The sequence below is a fragment of the Bradyrhizobium sp. SZCCHNS1022 genome (genome assembly GCF_032484835.1).
Taxonomy (GTDB): domain Bacteria; phylum Pseudomonadota; class Alphaproteobacteria; order Rhizobiales; family Xanthobacteraceae; genus Bradyrhizobium.
In genome coordinates this window covers 113,052-133,278 of record NZ_JAUETT010000002.1, presented here as the reverse complement: position 1 = coordinate 133,278, position 20,227 = coordinate 113,052, and the positions used below count along the sequence as shown (strand labels likewise).

20 protein-coding genes are annotated in these 20,227 nt (G+C 65.4%); 9 read left to right on the top strand and 11 right to left on the bottom strand.

The window, feature by feature from the left end:
* Positions 1 to 592: 592 nt before the first annotated feature.
* The 6 genes from gatB to QX071_RS14085 all read right to left on the bottom strand — a co-directional run bounded on the left by gatB (position 593) and on the right by QX071_RS14085 (position 5,574).
* Complete coding sequence (gene gatB / locus QX071_RS14110; RefSeq protein WP_315703323.1) at positions 593 to 2,071, bottom strand: Asp-tRNA(Asn)/Glu-tRNA(Gln) amidotransferase subunit GatB; 1,479 nt, start codon at positions 2,069 to 2,071, stop codon at positions 593 to 595.
* A complete protein-coding gene (locus QX071_RS14105) occupies positions 2,068 to 2,367 on the bottom strand; it encodes a hypothetical protein (RefSeq protein WP_409977509.1) in 300 nt (99 codons plus the stop codon). The genes gatB and QX071_RS14105 overlap by 4 nt, the downstream gene beginning before the upstream one ends.
* On the bottom strand, positions 2,364 to 3,839 hold the full coding sequence (gene gatA / locus QX071_RS14100; protein ID WP_315703321.1) for an Asp-tRNA(Asn)/Glu-tRNA(Gln) amidotransferase subunit GatA: 1,476 nt from the start codon (positions 3,837 to 3,839) through the stop codon (positions 2,364 to 2,366). Before gatA ends, QX071_RS14105 begins: the two co-directional genes overlap by 4 nt.
* Positions 3,836 to 4,063: a hypothetical protein gene (locus QX071_RS14095; protein WP_315703320.1), complete on the bottom strand. Its 228-nt coding sequence runs from the start codon at positions 4,061 to 4,063 to the stop codon at positions 3,836 to 3,838. The genes gatA and QX071_RS14095 overlap by 4 nt, the downstream gene beginning before the upstream one ends.
* A 33-nt stretch (positions 4,064 to 4,096) precedes the next feature.
* Positions 4,097 to 4,384, bottom strand: coding sequence for an Asp-tRNA(Asn)/Glu-tRNA(Gln) amidotransferase subunit GatC (gene gatC, locus QX071_RS14090; protein WP_315703319.1), 288 nt, complete (start codon positions 4,382 to 4,384; stop codon positions 4,097 to 4,099).
* A 113-nt stretch (positions 4,385 to 4,497) separates the two neighbouring features.
* Positions 4,498 to 5,574, bottom strand: coding sequence for a nitronate monooxygenase (locus tag QX071_RS14085; RefSeq protein ID WP_315703318.1), 1,077 nt, complete (start codon positions 5,572 to 5,574; stop codon positions 4,498 to 4,500).
* Positions 5,575 to 5,726: 152 nt separating this feature from the next.
* Here QX071_RS14085 and QX071_RS14080 point away from each other — a divergent pair, with 152 nt between their 5' ends.
* Together QX071_RS14080 and QX071_RS14075 are read left to right on the top strand one after the other, a co-directional pair.
* Entirely contained in the window at positions 5,727 to 6,617 is an 891-nt protein-coding gene (locus QX071_RS14080) for a LysR family transcriptional regulator (protein WP_315703317.1), read from the top strand.
* 220 nt (positions 6,618 to 6,837) lie between these two features.
* The gene (locus tag QX071_RS14075; RefSeq protein ID WP_315703316.1) at positions 6,838 to 7,785 is read left to right on the top strand and encodes a cyclase family protein; all 948 of its coding nucleotides are present in this window, start codon (positions 6,838 to 6,840) and stop codon (positions 7,783 to 7,785) included.
* A 49-nt stretch (positions 7,786 to 7,834) separates the two neighbouring features.
* On the opposite strand, the gene QX071_RS14070 is transcribed toward QX071_RS14075, so the two are convergent.
* The gene (locus tag QX071_RS14070) at positions 7,835 to 9,412 is read right to left on the bottom strand and encodes an ATP-binding cassette domain-containing protein (RefSeq protein ID WP_315703315.1); all 1,578 of its coding nucleotides are present in this window, start codon (positions 9,410 to 9,412) and stop codon (positions 7,835 to 7,837) included.
* 170 nt (positions 9,413 to 9,582) lie between these two features.
* Between QX071_RS14070 and ruvX the strand changes: the two genes are divergently transcribed.
* Positions 9,583 to 10,068: a Holliday junction resolvase RuvX gene (gene ruvX / locus QX071_RS14065; RefSeq protein WP_315703314.1), complete on the top strand. Its 486-nt coding sequence runs from the start codon at positions 9,583 to 9,585 to the stop codon at positions 10,066 to 10,068.
* A gap of 9 nt (positions 10,069 to 10,077) precedes the next feature.
* Here the strand turns inward: ruvX and QX071_RS14060 are convergent, their stop codons facing one another.
* Together QX071_RS14060 and QX071_RS14055 are read right to left on the bottom strand one after the other, a co-directional pair.
* The gene (locus QX071_RS14060) at positions 10,078 to 10,857 is read right to left on the bottom strand and encodes a type II CAAX endopeptidase family protein (RefSeq protein ID WP_315703313.1); all 780 of its coding nucleotides are present in this window, start codon (positions 10,855 to 10,857) and stop codon (positions 10,078 to 10,080) included.
* Between the two features lie 23 nt (positions 10,858 to 10,880).
* The gene (locus QX071_RS14055) at positions 10,881 to 12,524 is read right to left on the bottom strand and encodes an acyl-CoA dehydrogenase family protein (protein ID WP_315703312.1); all 1,644 of its coding nucleotides are present in this window, start codon (positions 12,522 to 12,524) and stop codon (positions 10,881 to 10,883) included.
* A gap of 374 nt (positions 12,525 to 12,898) precedes the next feature.
* Between QX071_RS14055 and QX071_RS14050 the strand changes: the two genes are divergently transcribed.
* The 5 genes from QX071_RS14050 (at position 12,899) to dprA (ending at position 18,537) form a co-directional block, all read left to right on the top strand.
* Positions 12,899 to 13,852: an aspartate carbamoyltransferase catalytic subunit gene (locus QX071_RS14050; protein ID WP_315703311.1), complete on the top strand. Its 954-nt coding sequence runs from the start codon at positions 12,899 to 12,901 to the stop codon at positions 13,850 to 13,852.
* A gap of 22 nt (positions 13,853 to 13,874) precedes the next feature.
* Positions 13,875 to 15,176, top strand: a complete 1,302-nt coding sequence (locus QX071_RS14045) for a dihydroorotase (protein ID WP_315703310.1) — start codon at positions 13,875 to 13,877, stop codon at positions 15,174 to 15,176.
* Between the two features lie 44 nt (positions 15,177 to 15,220).
* The gene (plsY, locus tag QX071_RS14040; protein WP_315703309.1) at positions 15,221 to 15,820 is read left to right on the top strand and encodes a glycerol-3-phosphate 1-O-acyltransferase PlsY; all 600 of its coding nucleotides are present in this window, start codon (positions 15,221 to 15,223) and stop codon (positions 15,818 to 15,820) included.
* Positions 15,821 to 15,953: 133 nt separating this feature from the next.
* Entirely contained in the window at positions 15,954 to 17,318 is a 1,365-nt protein-coding gene (locus tag QX071_RS14035; RefSeq protein ID WP_315703308.1) for a patatin-like phospholipase family protein, read from the top strand.
* Positions 17,319 to 17,418: 100 nt separating this feature from the next.
* On the top strand, positions 17,419 to 18,537 hold the full coding sequence (gene dprA, locus QX071_RS14030; protein WP_315703307.1) for a DNA-processing protein DprA: 1,119 nt from the start codon (positions 17,419 to 17,421) through the stop codon (positions 18,535 to 18,537).
* Positions 18,538 to 18,552: 15 nt separating this feature from the next.
* Here dprA and QX071_RS14025 read toward each other — a convergent pair whose 3' ends face one another.
* Positions 18,553 to 18,963, bottom strand: coding sequence for a helix-turn-helix domain-containing protein (locus QX071_RS14025; RefSeq protein ID WP_315704253.1), 411 nt, complete (start codon positions 18,961 to 18,963; stop codon positions 18,553 to 18,555).
* Positions 18,964 to 19,051: 88 nt separating this feature from the next.
* Here QX071_RS14025 and QX071_RS14020 point away from each other — a divergent pair, with 88 nt between their 5' ends.
* Positions 19,052 to 19,666: an FMN-dependent NADH-azoreductase gene (locus QX071_RS14020; RefSeq protein WP_315703306.1), complete on the top strand. Its 615-nt coding sequence runs from the start codon at positions 19,052 to 19,054 to the stop codon at positions 19,664 to 19,666.
* A gap of 61 nt (positions 19,667 to 19,727) precedes the next feature.
* Here the strand turns inward: QX071_RS14020 and QX071_RS14015 are convergent, their stop codons facing one another.
* Positions 19,728 to 19,919: a hypothetical protein gene (locus tag QX071_RS14015; RefSeq protein WP_315703305.1), complete on the bottom strand. Its 192-nt coding sequence runs from the start codon at positions 19,917 to 19,919 to the stop codon at positions 19,728 to 19,730.
* Positions 19,920 to 20,227: the final 308 nt, after the last annotated feature.

The following is a 20,227-nucleotide window of genomic DNA, read 5'->3' as shown; positions in this document are numbered from 1 at the left end:
CTTCTTGGCCGCGGTCTTCGCGGTCTTCTTCACTGCCTTCTTCGCCTTCTTCGCTTTCTTCGCCATGTTGCCCTCCGATGAGTTTGGCTTAGTCGCTGCGTGCATTCGGGAATCGAGATGCACTCCTTCTCGAATACACCAACGGACGAAAAAAAACAGCTTCCGGCTTAAGGAAGTGTTGACACGCGAACGCGCACGCGCGCGACGCAGTTCGCCGGATGCGCCGACGCGCAACACCGTCGATGATGCGGGCTGCGCATGAATGCCGAACGATCGAACTAATAAAGTGCGCAGGAAAGGCCTTCGCTGCAGGCATTTCCTGCACGCGATCAAAATGCCGAGGCAGCGCGCGCAACACGACGGCGATCGACGGACTCAGACGAACGGAGCGTCGGACGGCCCCCGAGTCGGGATTTTTGGCGGTGAAAAAAAATTTCGTTGATAGCGTCCGCGCGGACGATCCGGGCTTGATCGGAGCGTTGTCAAAGGCGGCTTTTTTGAGAATCGCGCGAAAACGATTCGCGCCGGAGCGGTGCCAAGACCGCGGCGCGCACCGTGCGCACCGCGGGAACGAAGACGGCGTGATCTCGTTTCAGATGCCGAGCTTGCTCTTCAGCAGGTCGTTCACCGCCTGCGGATTGGCCTTGCCGCCGGACGATTTCATCACCTGACCGACGAACCAGCCGACCATCTGCGGCTTCGCCTTGGCTTGCGCGACCTTGTCGGGATTGGCCGCGACGATCTCATCGACCACCTTCTCGATGGCGCCGAGGTCCGTCACCTGCTTCATGCCGCGCTGTTCGACGAGCGCGCGCGGATCGCCGCCTTCGGTCCAGACGATCTCGAACAGGTCCTTGGCGATCTTGCCGGAGATCGTGCCCTCTCCGATCAGGTCGATGATCGCCGCCAGCTGCTCGGCCGACACCGGCGAGGACGCGATGTCGCGGCCTTCCTTGTTGAGACGGCCGAACAGCTCGTTGATCACCCAGTTGGCGGCGAGCTTGCCGTCGCGGGCGCGGTCGGCAAGCTTCGCCAGCACCGCTTCATAGAAGGCGGCACTCTCCCGCTCGGCCACCAGGACGCTTGCGTCATAGGGCGAAAGGCCGAGATCGGCGATGAAGCGCGCCTTCTTCTGGTCCGGTAGTTCCGGCAGGTGCGCTTTCAACTCATCGACAAAGGTCTGGGTGAACTCGAGCGGCAGCAGGTCCGGATCCGGGAAATACCGGTAGTCATGGGCCTCCTCCTTGGAGCGCATCGAGCGGGTCTCGCCCTTGTTGGGGTCGAACAGCCGCGTCTCCTGGTCGATCGTGCCACCATCCTCGATGATCTCGATCTGGCGCCGCGCCTCGTACTCGATCGCCTGGCCGATGAAATTGATCGAGTTCATGTTCTTGATCTCGCAGCGGGTGCCGAGCGGCCCGCCCGGCTTGCGCACGGAAACGTTCACATCGGCGCGCAGGCTGCCCTTCTCCATGTCGCCGTCGCAGGTGCCGAGATAGCGCAGGATCGAGCGCAGCTTGGTCACATAGGCCTTGGCCTGCTCGGAATCGCGGATGTCCGGCTTGGAGACGATCTCCATCAGCGCGACGCCGCAGCGGTTGAGATCGACAAAGGACATCGACGGCGACTGGTCGTGGAGCAACTTGCCGGCGTCCTGCTCCAGATGCAGCCGCTCGATGCCGATCGTCGCAGTCTTGCCGCCGTCGAGCTCGACCGTGATCTCACCCTCGCCGACCACCGGCGACTTGTACTGGCTGATCTGGTAGCCCTGCGGCAGGTCGGGATAGAAATAGTTCTTGCGGTCGAACACCGAGCGCAGGTTGATCTTCGCGTTCAGCCCGAGCCCGGTGCGGACGGCCTGGCGCACGCATTCCTCGTTGATCACAGGCAGCATGCCCGGCATCGCCGCGTCGACCAGCGAGACGTGGCTGTTGGGATCGCCACCGAACGCGGTCGAGGCGCCCGAGAACAGTTTCGACTTCGAGGTGACCTGGGCATGGATCTCCATGCCGATCACGACCTCCCAGTCACCGGTTGCGCCCTTGATCAGCTTGCCGCTGGTTGCCGTCATGGCTCTAAACTCCCAAGCAGTGCGGATGCGATCCGCTCCCATTCCATATCCAGCGCGTCCTTTGCGACCGGCTGGCTGGCCTGCCGGTACCAGTAGGATGCGTTGCCGAGATCGCCTTCGACCCGGTGCAGATGCGCATGCACCCAGGCCGCCTCGCGCGCATCATCGTCCTGGACGATCTTGTGCGCCCGGTCCCAATCGCCCTTCGCCATCCACCACAGGCCGGCGAGCGGAGGCGAGAGCGTCGGCGCGGGTGCATCGCCCGCCAAACTTGCCTTGAATTCGGTGAGGCTCACCACCACCGGACCGGCGTGAAGCGTCCCGCCGCCTGCTCGATCACCTCGCCGAGCGAGAACAGCGTTTCCTCGTCGAACGGGCGGCCGATCAACTGCAGGCCGAGCGGCAAGCCTTGCGCATCCTTGCCCGCGGGCACCGCGATGCCGGGCAGGCCCGCCATGTTCACGGTCACCGTGAAAATGTCGTTGAGATACATCTCGACCGGATCGGCGCCGCCCTTCTCGCCGATGCCGAAGGCGGCCGACGGCGTCGCAGGCGTGAGGATCGCGTTGACGCCCTTGGCGAAGCAGTCCTCGAAATCCTTCTTGATCAGCGTGCGGACCTTCTGCGCCCGCAGATAATAGGCGTCGTAATAGCCCGCCGACAGCACATAGGTGCCGATCATGACGCGGCGGCGCACTTCGTCGCCGAAGCCCTCGGCGCGGGTATTCTCGTACATCTCGCCGATCGAGCGCCCGGGCACGCGCGGGCCGTAGCGCACGCCGTCGTAGCGCGCGAGGTTCGACGACGCCTCCGCCGGCGCCACGATGTAATAGGCCGGCAGAGCGTATTTGGTGTGCGGCAGCGACACCTCCACGAGCTCGGCGCCGGCGGCCTTCAGCCAGGCCGCGCCCTCGCTCCACAGCTTCTCGATCTCCGCCGGCATGCCGTCGAGGCGATACTCCTTGGGGATGCCGATCTTCATTCCCTTCACGGACTTGCCGATCGCCGCCTCGTAGTCCGGCACGGCACGATCGACCGAGGTCGTATCCTTCGGATCGTGCCCGGCCATCGAACGCAACAGGATCGCGGCATCGCGGGTCGAGCGTGCGATCGGCCCCGCCTGATCGAGCGAGGAGGCAAAGGCCACGATGCCCCAGCGCGAGCAGCGGCCGTAAGTCGGCTTGATGCCCACGGTTGCGGTGAAGGCAGCGGGCTGGCGGATCGAGCCGCCGGTATCGGTCGCGGTCGCGCCCATGCAGAGCAGAGCCGCCACCGCCGAGGCCGAGCCGCCGGACGAGCCGCCCGGCACCAGCGTCGTGTTGGAGCCCTCACGGCGCCACGGGTTGCCGACTGGACCGAAGCAGGAGGTCTCGTTCGACGAGCCCATCGCGAACTCGTCATTGTTGAGTTTGCCGAGCAGCACCGCGCCATCGCGCCAAAGCTGGGAGGTGATGGTCGACTCGTAGGTCGGCACGAAATTGCCGAGGATCTTCGAGCAGGCCGTGGTGCGGACGCCCCGGGTCGCGAACAGATCCTTGATGCCGAGCGGGATGCCGGCGAGCGGGCCGCCCTCGCCCTTGGCGATCTTGGCGTCGGCCTCTTGTGCCATGCTGCGCGCCTGGTCCGGCGTTTCCAGCACGAAGGCGTTGAGCGCGCGCGCCTCTTCCATCGCCTTCAGATGGGCGTCGGTGAGTTCGAGCGAGGTGAAAGTCTTGGCCGCAAGACCCTTTCGGGCCTCGGCGAGCGTCAGCGAAGTCAAATCGGTCATTTATTGATCGGGCTGCAGAAGAATGGAGAAAGCGTCTTGTCGTCGGCCGGGTCGTCGGCGAAGAAGTTATTCTTCTTGGCCCGCGCCTTGTCGGCCGCCTGGAGTTCGTCGAGCACCGCATCGACCGCCTTGTCCGGGTCAACATTCTTGCCCTGGCGCTCCATCGCGTCGAGATAATTCATGTAGGCCTGATAGGCCTTTTCGTCGTCGCAGAGCAGGCACATGGCTGGACTCGTCGGTTCCTTACGGCGTTGCGGCTATTCCACCACCTTCGGCACCAGGAAGAAATGGTTTTCGGTCGCCGGCGCATTCTTGACGATGTCGTCGGCGATCTCGCCGTCGGTGACCACGTCCTGCCGCTTCTTCATCTCCATCGGAGTCACCGAGGTCATCGGCTCGACGCCTTCGATGTTGACCTCCGAGAGCTGCTCGACGAACGCCAGCATGGCGTTCAACTCGCCCTGCAGGTGCGGAACCTCTGCCTCGGAGACAGCGATCCGCGCCAGATGGGCGATACGGCGGACGGTGGCGGCATCGACGGACATTATATAAAGCCTCAGGCGGGAATTAGGAACCCGCCGTATAGCAGAGGCCGCTTTCGCGCCGCAACCGCGCCGGCCGGTGCGGCAGGCGAGATCGCGCGCGAGTCGCCCTGGCGTCAGCCCGCGATCCGGCGCATCCGCGCCTGCGCGTCGGCGGCCAATTTGCGCGTCAATTGAGCCGCTGGCAGCTCGCTACCGAGCGGCAGCGCCTGCCCTGCCCAAAGATTGGTGAAATCGACCCGGCCGAGCTTCTCGGCCGCGGCCTTCAGCGGCGCCAATGCAGTCGCTGCATGGGGAAAGGCCGGCGCATCCGGCGAGATCGGTCCCACCTCGCGCATGACGCGATTGGCCACGCCTCGTGCGAGACGGCCGGTCATCACATTGGTGATCACGGTCGTTTCATCGCTCGCCTGAGCCAAGGCCGCACGCGCCAGCACGCTGACTTTGGATTCGGGGCAACGCAGGAAAGCACTGCCGATCTGGACGCCGGCTGCCCCAAGCGCCAAGGCCGCCGCGATGCCGCGTCCATCGGCAACGCCACCCGCCGCGATCACCGGCACCTTCACCGCATCGACCACCTGCGGGACCAGCGCAAATGTGCCGACCTGTTCGGCTAACTTCTCGGTCAGGAACATGCCGCGATGGCCGCCGGCCTCCGCACCCTGCGCGATGATCACGTCGGCGCCGTTCTGCTCCAGCCATACAGCCTCACGCACCACCGTCGCCGAAGCCAGCACCAATGCACCGGCCGCTTTGACGCGCTTGAGCAGCGCGCGCTCGGGCAGACCGAAGTGAAAGCTGACGACTTCCGGCTTCAGCTCCTCCACCACGGCGCACATCGCCGCATCGAAGGGCGCCCTGTTGGCAGCGTTGACAGGCGCAGCCGGATCCACGCCCAACTCATGGTAATATGGCGCGAGCCGCTGCTTCCACCCGCCTTCGCGCGCCGGATCCGCTGCCACCGCCTGGTGGCAGAAGAAGTTCATGTTGATTGGGGCAGAAACGCGCTGGCGGATGATGTTGATCTGCTCGCGCGCTTTCTCGGCCGAGAGCATCGCGCAAGGCAGAGACCCAAGTCCTCCACCCTCGGCGACCGCGATCACCAGCTCGGCATCCATGACGCCGGCCATCGGCGCCAGCACGATCGGATGTTCGATCTTGAGAGGGTCGAGGAGACGGCGGTCGGGCCACATGGTCTGATCCTGCTGCTGAGGTCGCGGCTGGCGGGCACGGCGTGAGACGCCGAAGCACCGAGCCTGCGCTGGACGCCAAGTGTAGGCGGGTTTAGCCTTCTCAATAAATGAATTGTTGAGAACGCTGCCATCACGAAAAGAAAACGAGCGCCATGGAACTGAACGATCTCCTCACTTTCGCGACCGTGGCCCGCACCGGCAGCATCACACGAGCCGCAGAGGCGCTCAACACCGTGCAATCGAACGTAACCCAGCGCGTGAAGGCACTGGAGGCCGAGATCGGCACCGTGCTGTTCGAACGTCACAGCCGCGGCATGACGCTGACCCCAGCCGGACGGCGGCTGCTCCCCTACGCGCAACAGATGGCCGCGCTCGCGCGCGAAGCGCTGCTCGCAGCACGGGACGACGGCACGCCCAAAGGCCCGCTGGCGATCGGCTCGATCGAGACCACCACGGCGGTCCGCCTGCCGACGCTGCTCGCCGCCTTCCATCGCACTTATCCCGAAGTGGCTCTCAGCCTGCGGACGGCCACGACTGCGGACCTCGTCACGGCGGTGATCGAGGGGGCGCTCGACGGCGCCTTTGTCGTGGCTCCGATCGATCATCCCGAGCTCGCCAGCATGACCGCGTTCAGCGAGGAGCTGGTGATGGTGGCACCAAGGCAGTTCGACAGCCTCGCAAGCTTGCGCGCCGGCACACCGGCCTCAGGTCCGACCGCGCTGGTGTTCCGCACCGGCTGCACCTACCGGCAACGGCTGGAGCAGATCTTCAACGATTTCGGTTGGCCAACGGCCGCCCGCTTCGAGCTTGGCACGCTCGACGGCATGATCGGCTGCGTCGCCGCCGGCATGGGCGTGACCCTGCTGCCGCGCGCCGTGGTCGAGCACAGCGAGCTCATCAAAGATATCAGCCTGCACACGTTGAAGCCCGCCTATGCGCGGGTCGAGACATTGTTCATCCGCCGGCGCGCCGCCCATCCGTCGAGTGCGCTTGCGGCCTTCATGGCCGGCCTGGCCAACAGGGATCACGAGATTGCGGCGTGACGCATGCGGCAACGACTTCACATGGAGAATGAGGCTGGCATTCCGCAACGTGAAATGCCGCCGACAGTTTTGTGACGCGCCGATGCGTGTGTCGTGCGGCGTTCCAGCGCAGTGCAACGCACACGCTAAAAACATTTTGGCTCGCGCTCCGACACTACGTTAGGATGCAGCGCTGGCCAGCGCGAACCACAAGCATATGTCCACATCGGGAGGATTAGCGATGCGCAACACGTTGGTGTTGTGCTGTTCGATCGCCTTGTTGGCTGCGGTCGGAACGGCAAACGCGCAAGAGAAAGCACAAGACTGGACCAAGTCGAAATGGGGCGCCGACGACGAAATCGGCGCCGCGAACAACATGACGCCGGACCTCGTCGTCAAGGCGGCCTCGCTGGTGAAAACCGGCAAGACCTACCCACTCGGCATGATCGTCGACACCAAGACGCCGGCCTATCCGCCGCGCAGCTTCAAGATCACGATCGTGCAGCCGGGACAGGCCGGCAGCCCCGGGCTCGGACCGAACAAGGCGACCTATAACGACGACATCATCGACACCTGGGTCGGCATCGGCAGCCAGATCGACGGGCTCGGCCATCTCGGCGTCGAGCACGTCTACTACAATGGCAACAAGCTTGCCGATTTTGCCGACCCGACCGGGCTGAAGAAGCTCGGTGTGGAGAAGATACCGCCGATCGTCACCCGCGGCGTGCTGCTCGACATGGCGGCCTACTACAACACCGACGTCGTCAAGGAAGGCACCGCCTTCAACAGCAAGGAGATCGAGGAGGTCGCGAAGAAGCAAGGCGTCGAGATCCGCCAGGGCGATGTGGTGATCTTCCATACCGGCTGGCTCGGCCTGGTCGGCAAGGACGACAAGCGCTACAGCGCCGGCGAGCCCGGGCTTGGCGTCGACGGCGCCAGATACCTGACCTCCAAGGGCGTGGTGGCGATCGGCGCCGACACCTGGGCGCTGGAAGTGCTGCCGTTCGAATCCCCGAACATCTTCGAGGTACACCAGATCCTGCTCGCCATGAACGGGACCTACATCCTGGAGAACATGGATACCGCCGCGCTTGCCAGGGACAAGGGCTACGAGTTCCTGTTCGTACTGGGCCAGCCGCGCTGGCGCGGCGGCGTGCAGGCCATGATCAACCCAATCGCGATCCGCTGATCCTCTCAATCCCACTTTGCTTGGCGGGCATGGCACATCGCCGTGCCCGCTAGGTCGCGATCGTAAACGTCCAGTCGATCCCGATCGCGGCCAGGAATGCCGGATCGTGGCTGACGACGACGAGTGCGCCGTCAAAGTCGCGCAGCGCCCGCTCGAGAATTTCGATGGACTCAATGTCGAGATGATTGGTCGGCTCGTCCAGCAGGAGCAGCCATGGCGGCCGTTCGCCTGCGAGCACGCAGGCCAATCCCGCCCGCAACCGCTCGCCACCGGACAAGGTGCCGACCGCCTGCAGCGCATCGGCGTTGCGAAAGGCGAACCGCGCGCACGCGGCGTGAGCAGCCTGCGCGTCGAGGGCCGGATTGAGCCGGCGGACGTTGGCGAGAATACTCTGCTGCCCGTCAAGCAGCGCCACGTGCTGATCCAACATCGCTCCTCGTCCCTCGACATGGCGTACCGTCCCGGCTGCGGGGACGATCCGACCCATCGCCAATTTCAGGAATGTGGTCTTCCCGGCACCGTTGGGTCCACTGACCGCGATCCGGTCGGGGCCGGTGATGCTCAACGTCCACGGACCAAAGGTCCGATCGCCGATCGCTACGGTGACTGCCTCCATCGCCAGAACCTCGGTTGATCTGCCAAGACCGGTTGGCGGCATGTCGATGGTCAGTGGCGTCAAGATTTCGATCTTCGCCTGCGCCTGCTCCGCTTTCTCGGCAGCATCCGAGACGATCCGCTCGGCAAGACGCTGCGCACGGCCACCGCTGTTCTCGGCGTGCTCCGCGCGGGCGCCGAGCGCAATGCGCGGCGCCGATCCCCGCGCGGCGGCCGCGCGTCCGGTCCTATCCCGCCTGTCCTTGGCTTCGCGCTGGCGTTGAATTTCCTCCCTGGCATGACGCAGTTGCGTGTCGGCCCGTTCACGTTCGGCGGTGGCACGCGCTCGGGCCGCAGCCCGCGCTTCTGCGAACATCGACCAGCCGCCACCGACGATCCGTACGCCGATCGGCGTCAGCTCGACGATGCGGTCCATCATTTCCAGCAATTCGCGATCGTGGCTTGCGACCAGCACGCCGCCTCGCCAGCTCCGGATCAGCGACTGGATCGCCGCGCGCCCGGCCGCATCGAGATTATTGGTGGGCTCGTCGAGCAGCAGCAGATCCGGCGCCTCCAGCAGCAAGCGAGCGATGCCGATCCGCGTCCGCTCGCCGCCACTCAACGTTCCCATCGCGCGATCGAGAGCGATCGCGGCCAGGCCGACATCGCGCAGCGCGGCCTCGATCCTGGTCGAGAGCATCCAATCCGCCGCATCCAAATCGGCGTCTTGTGCTTGTCCGGCCAGGACGCGCTCGACCACCTTAAGGCTGTCGGCGACGCCGAGCGCCTCGGCAATGGTCCAGCGCTCCTCCCAGCCTTGCGCGAGCGAGCCGATGGTTCCGAAACGGGCGATGTGCCCCGCCGACGGCTCTGCCGATCCGGCGATGATCCGCAGCAGGGTCGACTTGCCGGAGCCGTTGCGGCCGACCAAACCGACGCGTTCGGCGCCGATCGAAAGCGTGAGATGATCGAAGAGAGCTTGCCGGTCAGGGCTGGCGGCGGCGACCGCCTCGAGCGTGAGGAAGGTTGGCATGGATGACCGTGGGTTCGGAACAAACAAGGCGGCTTGCGATGTTGATCCGGATATCCACGGCACCACTCCTCTTCAGGGTTCGACATATAATGTAAGCCGATCCGGATACTGGAGCAACCGGGCGGCGTACAAGCTGGCTCGCCACGCGCCTGCGTGCTAAGCGCATCGTCATGCCCGCTCCCATTCTCCCCCTCGTCGAAGCCGCCGCGCTCTGGCCCGAACGCGGCGCGCTGATCGGTCTCGATCTCGGCACCAAGACCATCGGCGTCGCCGTTTCCGATCCGGATCGCAAGCTCGCCACCGGCGTCGAGACCATTCAGCGCAAGGCCTTCAAGGCCGATGCGGCGCGGCTGCTCGCCCTGGCATCCGAGCGCAAGGTGGTCGGTTTCGTGCTGGGCCTGCCCATCAACATGGATGGCAGCGAGGGCCCGCGCGCGCAATCGACCCGGGCCTTCGCCCGCAACCTCGCTGGCCTCACCGACCTGGCTATCGGGCTCTGGGACGAACGGCTATCGACCGCGGCGGTCGAGCGCGAACTGATCGGCATGGACGTCAGCCGAGCCAAGCGTGCCGAGGTGATCGACACCCATGCGGCGATCTTCATCCTGCAGGGCGCGCTCGACCGCCTCGCAAAGTTGCGGAACTCCGGGCTGTAGGACCGCGGCTCAGCTATGGCCGCTCGCAAGCCACATGGTCTGCACCACGGCGGCGAAGTTGTTGAGCCCATGCAGCCCGATCGTCAGCAAGGTCGAATGGCTCAGGTAGCGCAGATAGCCGAACCACAGGCCGAGGCAGAACACCTCGAAGAAGAAGTACCAATCATACTGCAGATGCAGTGCCGTCCACACCAGCGATGACAGGATGATCGCGCCTGGCACGCGCAGCGCAGAATCCGTCCAGCCGCGATACAGGAATCCGCGCGCGAACAATTCCTCCGAGATCGGCGCGGCGATACAGAAGGCGATCACCAGCAGCCAGACGGTGCCGTCGCCCTGCGCCGTCTTCAGGACGTCCAGCATGAAGCCCGGCGAGACCTCGTGACCCGTGGCGCGCGACATCAGGTCCCAGCCCATCACGATGGCGATCATGCCGGCGATGCCGAGCGCGAGATATTTCCACGAGGTCCGGCGCAGCCCAAGGTAATCGGCGAACCGCGTTCGGGTGTGGCGAACCGCGAGATAAACCGCGAGCAGCACCGCCGGCACGCCCATGATCACCGACAGCGAGATGGTGAGCCCGCGGCTCACGACATGGATCAGCGCACTGCTGTCGACCGGGCCATCCTGCACCAGCAGGAAATAGCCGACGACAGCGACCTGCCCGGCAAACAGCGCGACGAAGATCGCGACGCCCCACAATGCCGTGAGCCAGAAGCCAAGCGTCCGCGGCTGCCGTTCGGCCTGGGCGACGATGGCAGGCTCATTCGAGGGCGTGAGTGAATCCATAACAGCACTTTCGGGCGTGTTCATCACGGCAGCGCACGCTCCAGCAGCGCGCGGATATCGGCGGGATCGAGATCGATGGCGCCGTACATGCTGGGATGGGTGGCGGCAAGGCGGGTTGCGGCGAACAGCTCGGCGTGCCGCGGATTGATGGGGTTCAGCGCGGCGGCGGCCGCCAGCAGAGCGAGCTTCTCCACCGCAAGCCGCGCCACGCGCTCGCTATCGGGCCGCCGGAAAGACTGCGCGATGAAAGCGACGGCCTCCGCAGCGCCGGGAAGGCCATGGGTCTCGCCGGCCAGCGATGTGAGGATCGCAGCGGCAGCCTCAGCCTCGCGCGACAGCGCGCGCAGGACATCGAGGCACATCACATTGCCCGAGCCTTCCCAGATCGCATTGACCGGCGACTCCCGGAAATGACGAGCAAGAATTCCGTCTTCGACATAGCCGTTGCCGCCGAGGCATTCCATCGCTTCGTAGAGAAAGGGAGGCGCGCTCTTGCAGACCCAGTATTTGATCGCCGGCGTCAGCAGCCGCATGTAGGCCGCCTCGGTCGCGTCCGCCGGCGTGCGGTCGAACGCGCGGCACAACCGCATCACCAACGCAACGCTCGCCTCGACATGCAGCGCCATATCCGCCAGCACCGACTGCATCAGCGGCTGATCGGCAAGATGCTTCTGGAATACGCTGCGATGTCGCGCGTGATGCAGCGCATGTGCCAGCCCCGAGCGCATCAAGCCGGCTGAGGAGATCGCACAATCCTGCCGCGTCAGCTGCACCATCTGGATGATGGTCCTGATCCCCTTGCCCGCCTCACCGACCGGCTGCGCATAAGCACCGACGAACTCGACCTCGGAGGAGGCATTGGAGCGGTTGCCGAGCTTGTCCTTCAACCGCTGGAATTGGATCGCGTTCACCGATCCGTCGGGCGCAAAGCGCGGCATGAAGAAGCAGGTCAGCCCCTCCTCCGCCTGAGCGAGCACCAGGAAGGCATCGCACATCGGCGCCGACATGAACCATTTATGCCCGGTGATGCGATAGCCGTCGCCCGCACGTTCGGCCCGCGTCATGTTCGAGCGCACGTCGGTGCCGCCCTGCTTCTCGGTCATGCCCATGCCGAGCGTCATGCCGCGCTTGCCCCACCACGGCGCAAAGCTTGGATCGTAGCTGCGGGTCGCAATCACCGGCATCGCTTTGGCCAGAAGGTCCGGTTGCGAGCCTAGCGCCGCGACCGCGGCGCGGGTCATCGTGATCGGGCAGAGATGGCCGCTCTCGACCTGCGAGGCGATGTAGAACTTGGCCGCGCGGATGACCTCGGACGCGCCGCCCGCCGGCCGGCCCTGTTCCGTCCAGGTCGAATTGTGCAACCCCGCATGCGCCGAATGCGCCATCACCTCGTGATAGGCCGGATGAAACTCGACCACGTCGCGGCGAAAGCCCTTGGAGTCATAGGTGCGCAGCTTCGGCGTATTCTCATTGGCGAGCCGGCCGCGCTCAGCCATCGCAGCCGAACCCCAGTGACGGCCGAAATCCGACAGCTCCTGCTCGGCGCTGATACCGCCATTGGCCCTGACCGCCGCGACGAGCGGCTGGTCGGCAGTATACAAATTCACGTCCTCGAACGGCGGCGACTGGTTGAAGACCTCATGGGTCGCGAAGGGAGACTGGGTCATGGCCGTGTCCTCGATCGGATCAATTGCGGCGTGGCAGACACTCGCAAATGCCTACCAGACCGGACGCGAATGTTGGCGCCGGAACACCGGCATAGTTCACAAAGCCTTGCCGCGCCATCGCGGCCCTCGAGCGTGGTTCGCCGGCGCGGCTTGCGACAGCGTGATACCTTTTGCCGCGGCATGGGCATGCTCGCCCCGGGTCGACCGTCGCCTTTCCGAGCGACTGGGCGTGAGCATGAAGCCGCGCTCGGACCCGCCATCAGGAAGCAACAAGCGAGCCGTCGGGGCCGCGCACGAACCGAACCGGGGATAACTCGGAACCGCGGCTTTCGCCCTTGCCCCATGTGGAAACCGCGCCTATAGCTCTGGCTTTAATGACAGCCTCATCGAAATCCACATTCGTCCTCGGACACCGGCATCTGCTGGGCATCGAGGGCCTTTCCGCTACCGACATCACCGGTCTCCTCGATCTCTCCGAGGAATATGTCGAACTGAACCGCCAGGTCGACAAGAAGCGCACGGTGCTGCGCGGCCGCACCCAGGTCAACCTGTTCTTCGAGGCCTCGACAAGGACCCAGTCCTCGTTCGAGATCGCGGGCAAGCGGCTCGGCGCCGACGTGATGAACATGTCGGTGTCGTCCTCGTCGATGCGCAAGGGCGAGACCTTGATGGACACAGCGGTCACCTTGAACGCGATGCATCCGGATATTCTGGTGGTGCGCCACCACGCCTCCGGCGCGGTGGAACTGCTCGCGCGCAAGGTCGACGGCTCCGTGATCAATGCCGGCGACGGCGCGCATGAGCATCCGACGCAGGCGCTGCTCGACGCGCTCACGATCCGCCGCAACAAGGGCCGGATCGAAGGTCTCGTGGTCGCGATCTGCGGCGACGTGCTGCATTCGCGCGTGGCGAGATCCAACATCCTCTTGCTCAACACGATGGGGGCGCGCGTCCGCGTCGTCGCCCCCTCCACGCTGCTGCCATCCGGCATCGAGCGGATGGGGGTGGAGGTCGCGCGGGACATGCGCGAGGGCCTGAACGGCGCCGATATCGTCATGATGCTGCGGCTGCAGCGTGAGCGGATGAACGGCTCCTTCGTGCCGTCATCATCGGAATATTTCCAGTATTTCGGGCTGGATCAGCGCAAGCTCGCTTACGCCAAGCCCGACGCGCTGGTGATGCATCCCGGTCCCATGAACCGCGGCGTCGAGATCGACTCGATCGTCGCCGACGGCGCGCAATCCCTGATCCGGGAACAAGTGGAAATGGGCGTGGCAGTGCGCATGGCGGTGCTGGAAGCACTCGCCCGCAACCTGCCCAACGCGTAACAGCTCAATCGGACGAAATGCCATGCTGACCGACCGTCGCCCGATCCTGCTCGCCAACGCTCGCGTGATCGATCCATCCCGCGACTTCGATGGTCTTGGCGACGTGCTGATCGCCGACGGCGTGATCCGCGATCTCAAGCGCGGCATCGGCGCGGCCGGCGTTCCCGAAGGGACCGATGTCATCAACTGCTCCGGCAAGATCGTCGCGCCCGGCCTGATCGACATGTGCGCCTTTGTCGGCGAGCCCGGCTATGTGCATCGGGAGACCTTTGCCAGCGCGAGCCAGGCCGCAGCGACCGGCGGCATCACCACGATCATCTGCCAGCCCGGCACCGAACCCGTGATCGACAATTCGGCGACGGTCGACTTCGTGCTGCGCCGCGCCCGCGACACCGCGATCGTCAACATCCAACCGATGGCGGCGCTGACCAAAGGCCTGCACGGCGAGGAGATGACCGAGATCGGCCTGTTGAAGGCGGCCGGCGCAGTCGCCTTCTCCAACGGCGAGACGAGCGTCACCAATGCGCTGGTGATGCGGCGTGCGCTGACCTACGCACGTGATTTCGACGCGCTGATCGTGCACCACACCGAGGATCCGAATCTCGTCGGCGAAGGCGTGATGAACGAAGGCGAATTCGCTTCGCGGCTCGGGCTGTCGGGCATTCCGGCAGCCGCCGAAGCGGTGATCCTGGAGCGCGACGTGCGCCTGGTCGCACTGACGCGCGGCCGCTATCACGCGGCCTCGCTCAGTTCGAGCGACTCGCTCGACGTCCTCAAACGCGCCCGCGATGCCGGGCTTGCCGTCAGCGCCTCGGTCTCGATCAACCACGTCACATTGAACGAGAACGACATCGGCCCCTACCGCACGTTCTTCAAGCTGTCGCCGCCATTGCGCTCCGAAACCGACCGGCGGGCGCTGGTCGAGGCGCTGGCCTCCGGCCTCATCGATGTCATCATGTCGGACCACAATCCGCAGGATGTCGAGGTGAAGCGGCTGCCGTTCGCGGAAGCGGCGAGCGGCGCGATCGGGCTGGAAACCATGCTGCCGGCGGCCTTGCGCCTCGTGCACAATGGCGAACTGACCTGGACCGCGCTGATCCGCGCGATGTCGACCCGGCCGGCGGAACTGTTGGGCCTGCCCGGCGGAACATTGCGGGCGGGGGCGCCTGCCGATATCGTCGTGATCGATCCGGACGTGCCGTGGGTGCTCGATCCCGCCGATCTGAAATCCTCGTGCAAGAATACCCCCTTCGACGAGGCGCGGTTCACGGGACGCGCGGTGCGCACGATCGTCGGCGGCCGCACCGTGTACGAGCATGTCTGACACGAGAGCCTGCACAGGAGCGTTGAACAAGGGAGTGCTGTGTCATGGGAGCTGAGGCGTTTCTCCCCGTTGCCCTGGTCATCGGCTACCTCCTGGGCTCGATCCCGTTCGGGCTGATCCTGACGAGGCTTGCCGGCACGCAAGACCTGCGCAGCATCGGCTCCGGCAATATCGGGGCAACCAACGTGCTGCGCACCGGGCGCAAGGGGCTCGCCGCGGCCACATTGCTCGGCGATGCCCTGAAGGGCACGGCTGCGGTGGTGATCTCGGGCTATCTGGGCGGCCCCAATGCGGCGATGCTCGCCGGTCTCGGCGCCTTCCTCGGCCACCTCTTCCCGGTCTGGCTGAAGTTTCGCGGCGGCAAGGGCGTCGCGGTCTATATCGGCATCCTGCTCGGCCTGTTCTGGCCCGGCGCAATTTTCTTTTGCCTGGTCTGGCTCGCGACCGCCTTCGCGTTTCGCTACTCGTCGCTCGCGGCGTTTGTTGCAAGCCTGCTCACGCCGATCATGCTGTGGGCATTTGGCCACACCGCACTCGCAGCGTTGTTTGCACTTCTGACGCTGCTGTTGATCTATATGCATCGCGAGAACATCAGGCGTCTGCAGGCCGGCACCGAAAGCAAGATCGGCGCAAAGAAATCGTGACCCGCATTGTTACGGGCGACGTACATTTGACCCCGTAAATCACAGCGGCAGCGCAGCAACACCCATAGCAGATCCGGACTCAAATCCGCGCGGGACTCTGGCGGGAATCATCATTGCCTGTCATGATTCACGCATGTGGTTTCGCAAGCCCAATTCCAGCGGTTCATCGGCCACACCCGATCACCGCACAGAGCAGGAGCCGGTGCCGCAGCAGGCGGTGCCCGTGCGCTCCAGCGCCAGCGCGCTTCTCTCGGCCGCCCAGATCTGGTCGACCGGGGACGCCACGAGCCCTGCCGCGCAAGTGACGGAGCCGGCTGCGGCCACCAACGTGCCACCATCATCCCAACCGTCGCAGCCGGAGACCGTGGTCGCCGAAATGATCCTGGCGACGGGTGCGAAGCCTGCGCTCGCGGCTGAACCGAAATCGGCCGCAACGGACGCCAAACCCGCGGCGACGCCGGAAAAATCGCTCGCCGAGACGATCGCAACCCCGGCCCTCTCGCCGGCACCGCGGATCTGGCCGCCGCGCAAGCTCTCGCTGGCGCTGCAGGGCGGCGGCAGCTTGTCGGCATTTGCCTGGGGCGTGCTGGAGCGCCTGTTGGAGGAGCCTGCCTGCGATTTCGACACGATCAGCGGCGCCAGCGCCGGCGCGATCAATGCCGCCCTGCTCGCCAGCGGCCTGGCTGAAGGCGGCCGCGAGAGGGCGCGAGAACTGCTCGCGGCCTTCTGGAATGGCATGGCCAGCGAAGCCTCGTTCCGCTCGGTGATGCTGCTCGGCGGCTTCTCGCCGGCCGGCAGCTCGGTCGCATTCGGCCAGCATCTGCGCGCGGGACGGTTCAATCCGCTCGACATCGAGCCGCTGCACGATCTGCTTGCGGGCATCATCAATTTCGGCGCGCTGCAGAGCGCTGCCGCGCCGCGGCTCATAATTGCGGCGACGCGGGTCCGCGACGGCGGCCAGCAACTGTTCCGCAATGCCGAGATCACGCCGGACGTGCTGCTGGCTTCGACCTGCCCGCCCCAACTTCACTGCGCGATCGACATCGATGGCGACGCCTATTGGGACGGCGGCTACGGGGCCAATCCTCCGGTTGTGAGCGTCGCGCACGAATCCAGCGCCGCCGATCTGCTCGTGGTCCAGGTGACCCCGACGCGCAACAACTATATCCCCGTGACATCAGCCGCGATCGACCGGCGGCTCGACCAGATCACGGCCAATGCCGTGCTCAATGCGGAGCTTGCGGCGCTGGAATGGGCCCGCCATGACGGCCTGCATCCGCCGCGGATTCATCGCTTGGCCGCGGAGGACGAGATCGACGGCCTCGCCCAGCACAGCGCCACCGACCTCGGACACAGCTTCATCGCAATGCTGCATCAGCGCGGTCGCGATGCTTGCGAGCGCTGGCTGCAGCGGGCGCCGGCCGGCACAACGCTCGTTGCGCAAGAGACGCGCCCGGCCTTCCCGTCCGAGGACGCTATCGAGGACGTGCTGGCCTAATTCGCGTGTTGGGATTCGCCTCAAAGGCCGCGCGGCACCCAGCTACCCTCTTCCCCACGCGCTGCGGTTGTTCCATGCTGCACCGAACCGGAGAGCAGGCGTGGACGCAGTCAGCACGACAACCGAACTCAGCGAAGCCGAGCGGCTCGACCGTCTCCGGTTGATCCGCTCCGATAATGTCGGCCCGCGCACCTTCCGCTCGCTGCTGCTCCATTTCGGCAGCGCGCGGGCGGCGCTGCAGCGGCTTCCGGAGCTGGCGCGGCGGGGAGGAGCCGCAGCCTCGGCGCGCATCTGCAATGCGGACGAAGCGCGCGCCGAGCTTCTCGCCTGCCGCAAGCTCGGCATCAGCCTGCGCGCGCCTGAAGAAGCCGGTTACCCGCCACGGCTCGCGATGCTGGACGATGCGCCGCCCCTGCTCGGGATTCACGGCGACAGCGAGGCGTTGATGCGGCCGATCATCGCCATTGTCGGGTCTCGCAACGCTTCGGCCGCCGGGTTGAAATTTGCTGGCCAACTCGCCCGCGAGCTCGGCGAGGCCGGCTTCGTTGTGATCTCCGGCCTTGCCCGCGGCATCGATCAGGCCGCGCATCGCGCCAGCCTGGCGAGCGGCACGGTTGCCGTGCTCGCCGGTGGTCATGACCGGATCTATCCGCCGGAACACGAAGGCCTGCTCACGGCCATCGTCACGGAGCACGGCGCGGCGATCTCGGAAATGCCGCTGGGCCATGAACCTCGCGCCCGCGATTTTCCCCGCCGCAACCGATTGATCTCAGGCAGCGCGCTCGGTGTCGTCGTGGTCGAGGCGGCACACCGCTCCGGCTCGCTCATCACCGCACGCATGGCCGGCGAACAGGGCCGCGAAGTGTTCGCGGTGCCGGGCTCGCCGCTCGACCCGCGCGCGGCCGGCACCAACGATCTGATCAAGCAGGGCGCGACGCTGGTCACCGAGGTCGCCGACATCATCCGCGCGGTCGAACCGATCATGGAGCGGCCGCTGCAGCTTCCCTTGTACGAAGATGATGAGGAGCCATTCGCGCCCGATCCGGAGAGCCACGATCGCGATCAGATCCTCGCTCTGCTCGGGCCCACCCCTGTCTCGATCGACGACCTGATCCGGATCAGCGGCCTCGCGCCCGCCGTGCTGCGCACGGTGCTCCTCGAGCTCGAACTTGCCGGCAGGCTCGAGCGCCACGGCGGCAGCCTGGTGTCGCTCAGCTGAGCCGAACCGAAGCGATCAGTCGCTCCCGCTGCGCAGATCAAATCGCATACGCGCGTCTTCGATCTGGTCGCGGTGCGCAATCGCCCATTCGCCAAGCGCCTTGACCGGCTGCGACAGGCCCCTGCCGAGATCGGTGAGTTCGTAATCGACGCGCGGTGGAATGGTGGGAAACACCGTTCGCGTCACCAGGCCGTCGCGCTCCAAGCCGCGCAGGGTCAAGGTCAGCATTCGCTGCGAAATGCCGCCGACCAGCCGCTTGAGTTCGTTGAAGCGCTTCGGGCCGTCGCCCAGCATCATGATGACGAACACGCTCCATTTGTCCCCGACCCGCGCGAGAATCGAGGCAGCGCCGCGGCAATCATTATGCTCGGGCTGTGGCCGTTGGGCGGCAACTTCCATGTTCTCTGGTTTCACGGATGTGCTCAGGTTTGAAAATTGTGCGTTCTTGTGCGCTGCGCCAGCAGTCACTCATATAGCGTCGGTTACAAACTTAAACCGACACAAGGTGACTGTCATGCCCAAACTCCTCCACTTGGATTCAAGCGTCCTCGGCCCCCACTCCGTCAGCCGGCAGGTCTCTGCAGCCGTCGTCGAACGGCTGCGGCAAACGGCTCCCGGCCTTGAAATCACCTATCGCGACCTCTCGGCTGTGCCCCTGCCCCACCTGTCCGGCGCGCATTTGGCCGCGGCTCAGGGCATTTCGCCGAGCGATCCCGCCATCCAGCAGGACCTTGCGACGGCACAGGCCGTGCTCGAGGAGTTCCTGGCAGCCGATATCGTCGTGATCGGCGCCCCCATGTACAATTTTTCCATCCCGAGCCAGCTCAAGGCCTGGATCGATCGGATCGCGGTCCCGGGCAAGACGTTCAAATACGGCCCGCAGGGCCCGGAAGGGCTCTCCGGAGGCAAGCGCGTGATCGTCGCGATCTCACGCGGCGGCTATTACGGCGCGGACACCCCGATGGCGGCCTTCGAACATCTGGAGACTTATCTGCGCGGGGTCTTCAGCTTCCTCGGCGTGACGGACATCGAATTCATTGCGGCCGAGGGCATCCAGGTCAGCCCCGAGCACCGCGAGCAGGCGGTCAAGAGCGCGCTCGAGGCTGCCAGCAGCTTGCGGGCGGCTTGACAATATCCGGCTGCCGCTTGCCTCGCCGGAGGCGGCAGCCGTTCCGCGACAGTCGATCCGGTCAATCCCAGACCAAGGGCGCGCCGAGCAGCAAAGCGCCCAGCGAGACCAGAAGGCCGAGCGCGCAGAACAACAGAATCGAGAGAAAACTGTCCCAGTCAGATCGTGCGGCTGCCGCCTTGTTTGCAGTCGCCTTGTTGGATGGAGCAGCCGAAACGGGCACTGATGCAGAGACGCGCGCAAGCTTTGTCATCGCAACTCTCCGAATATGAATATGTCAAATGAACTCCGCTCCCCCTTGTCCCCCTTGCTTGTCCTCCCTTGTCCCCCTTGGGGGTCTGCCCGGCCGCGACAAAGGTTCAAGTGAGAAGCAAATTCAGCGGAAAGCTCAGAGTGCCCGCGGACACGCGCACTCTGAGCTGAAGTTCCCTGCGCCCTTCTGCTTAGCTAGCCTCGATAGATCGGCGCGCCGGCCGGCGATGCGCTTGCGCCGCCATCTACAAACAGCTCCTGGCCGTCGGCGATACGACCCTGCGGCCGCGGCATCCAGGCTCGCGCCAT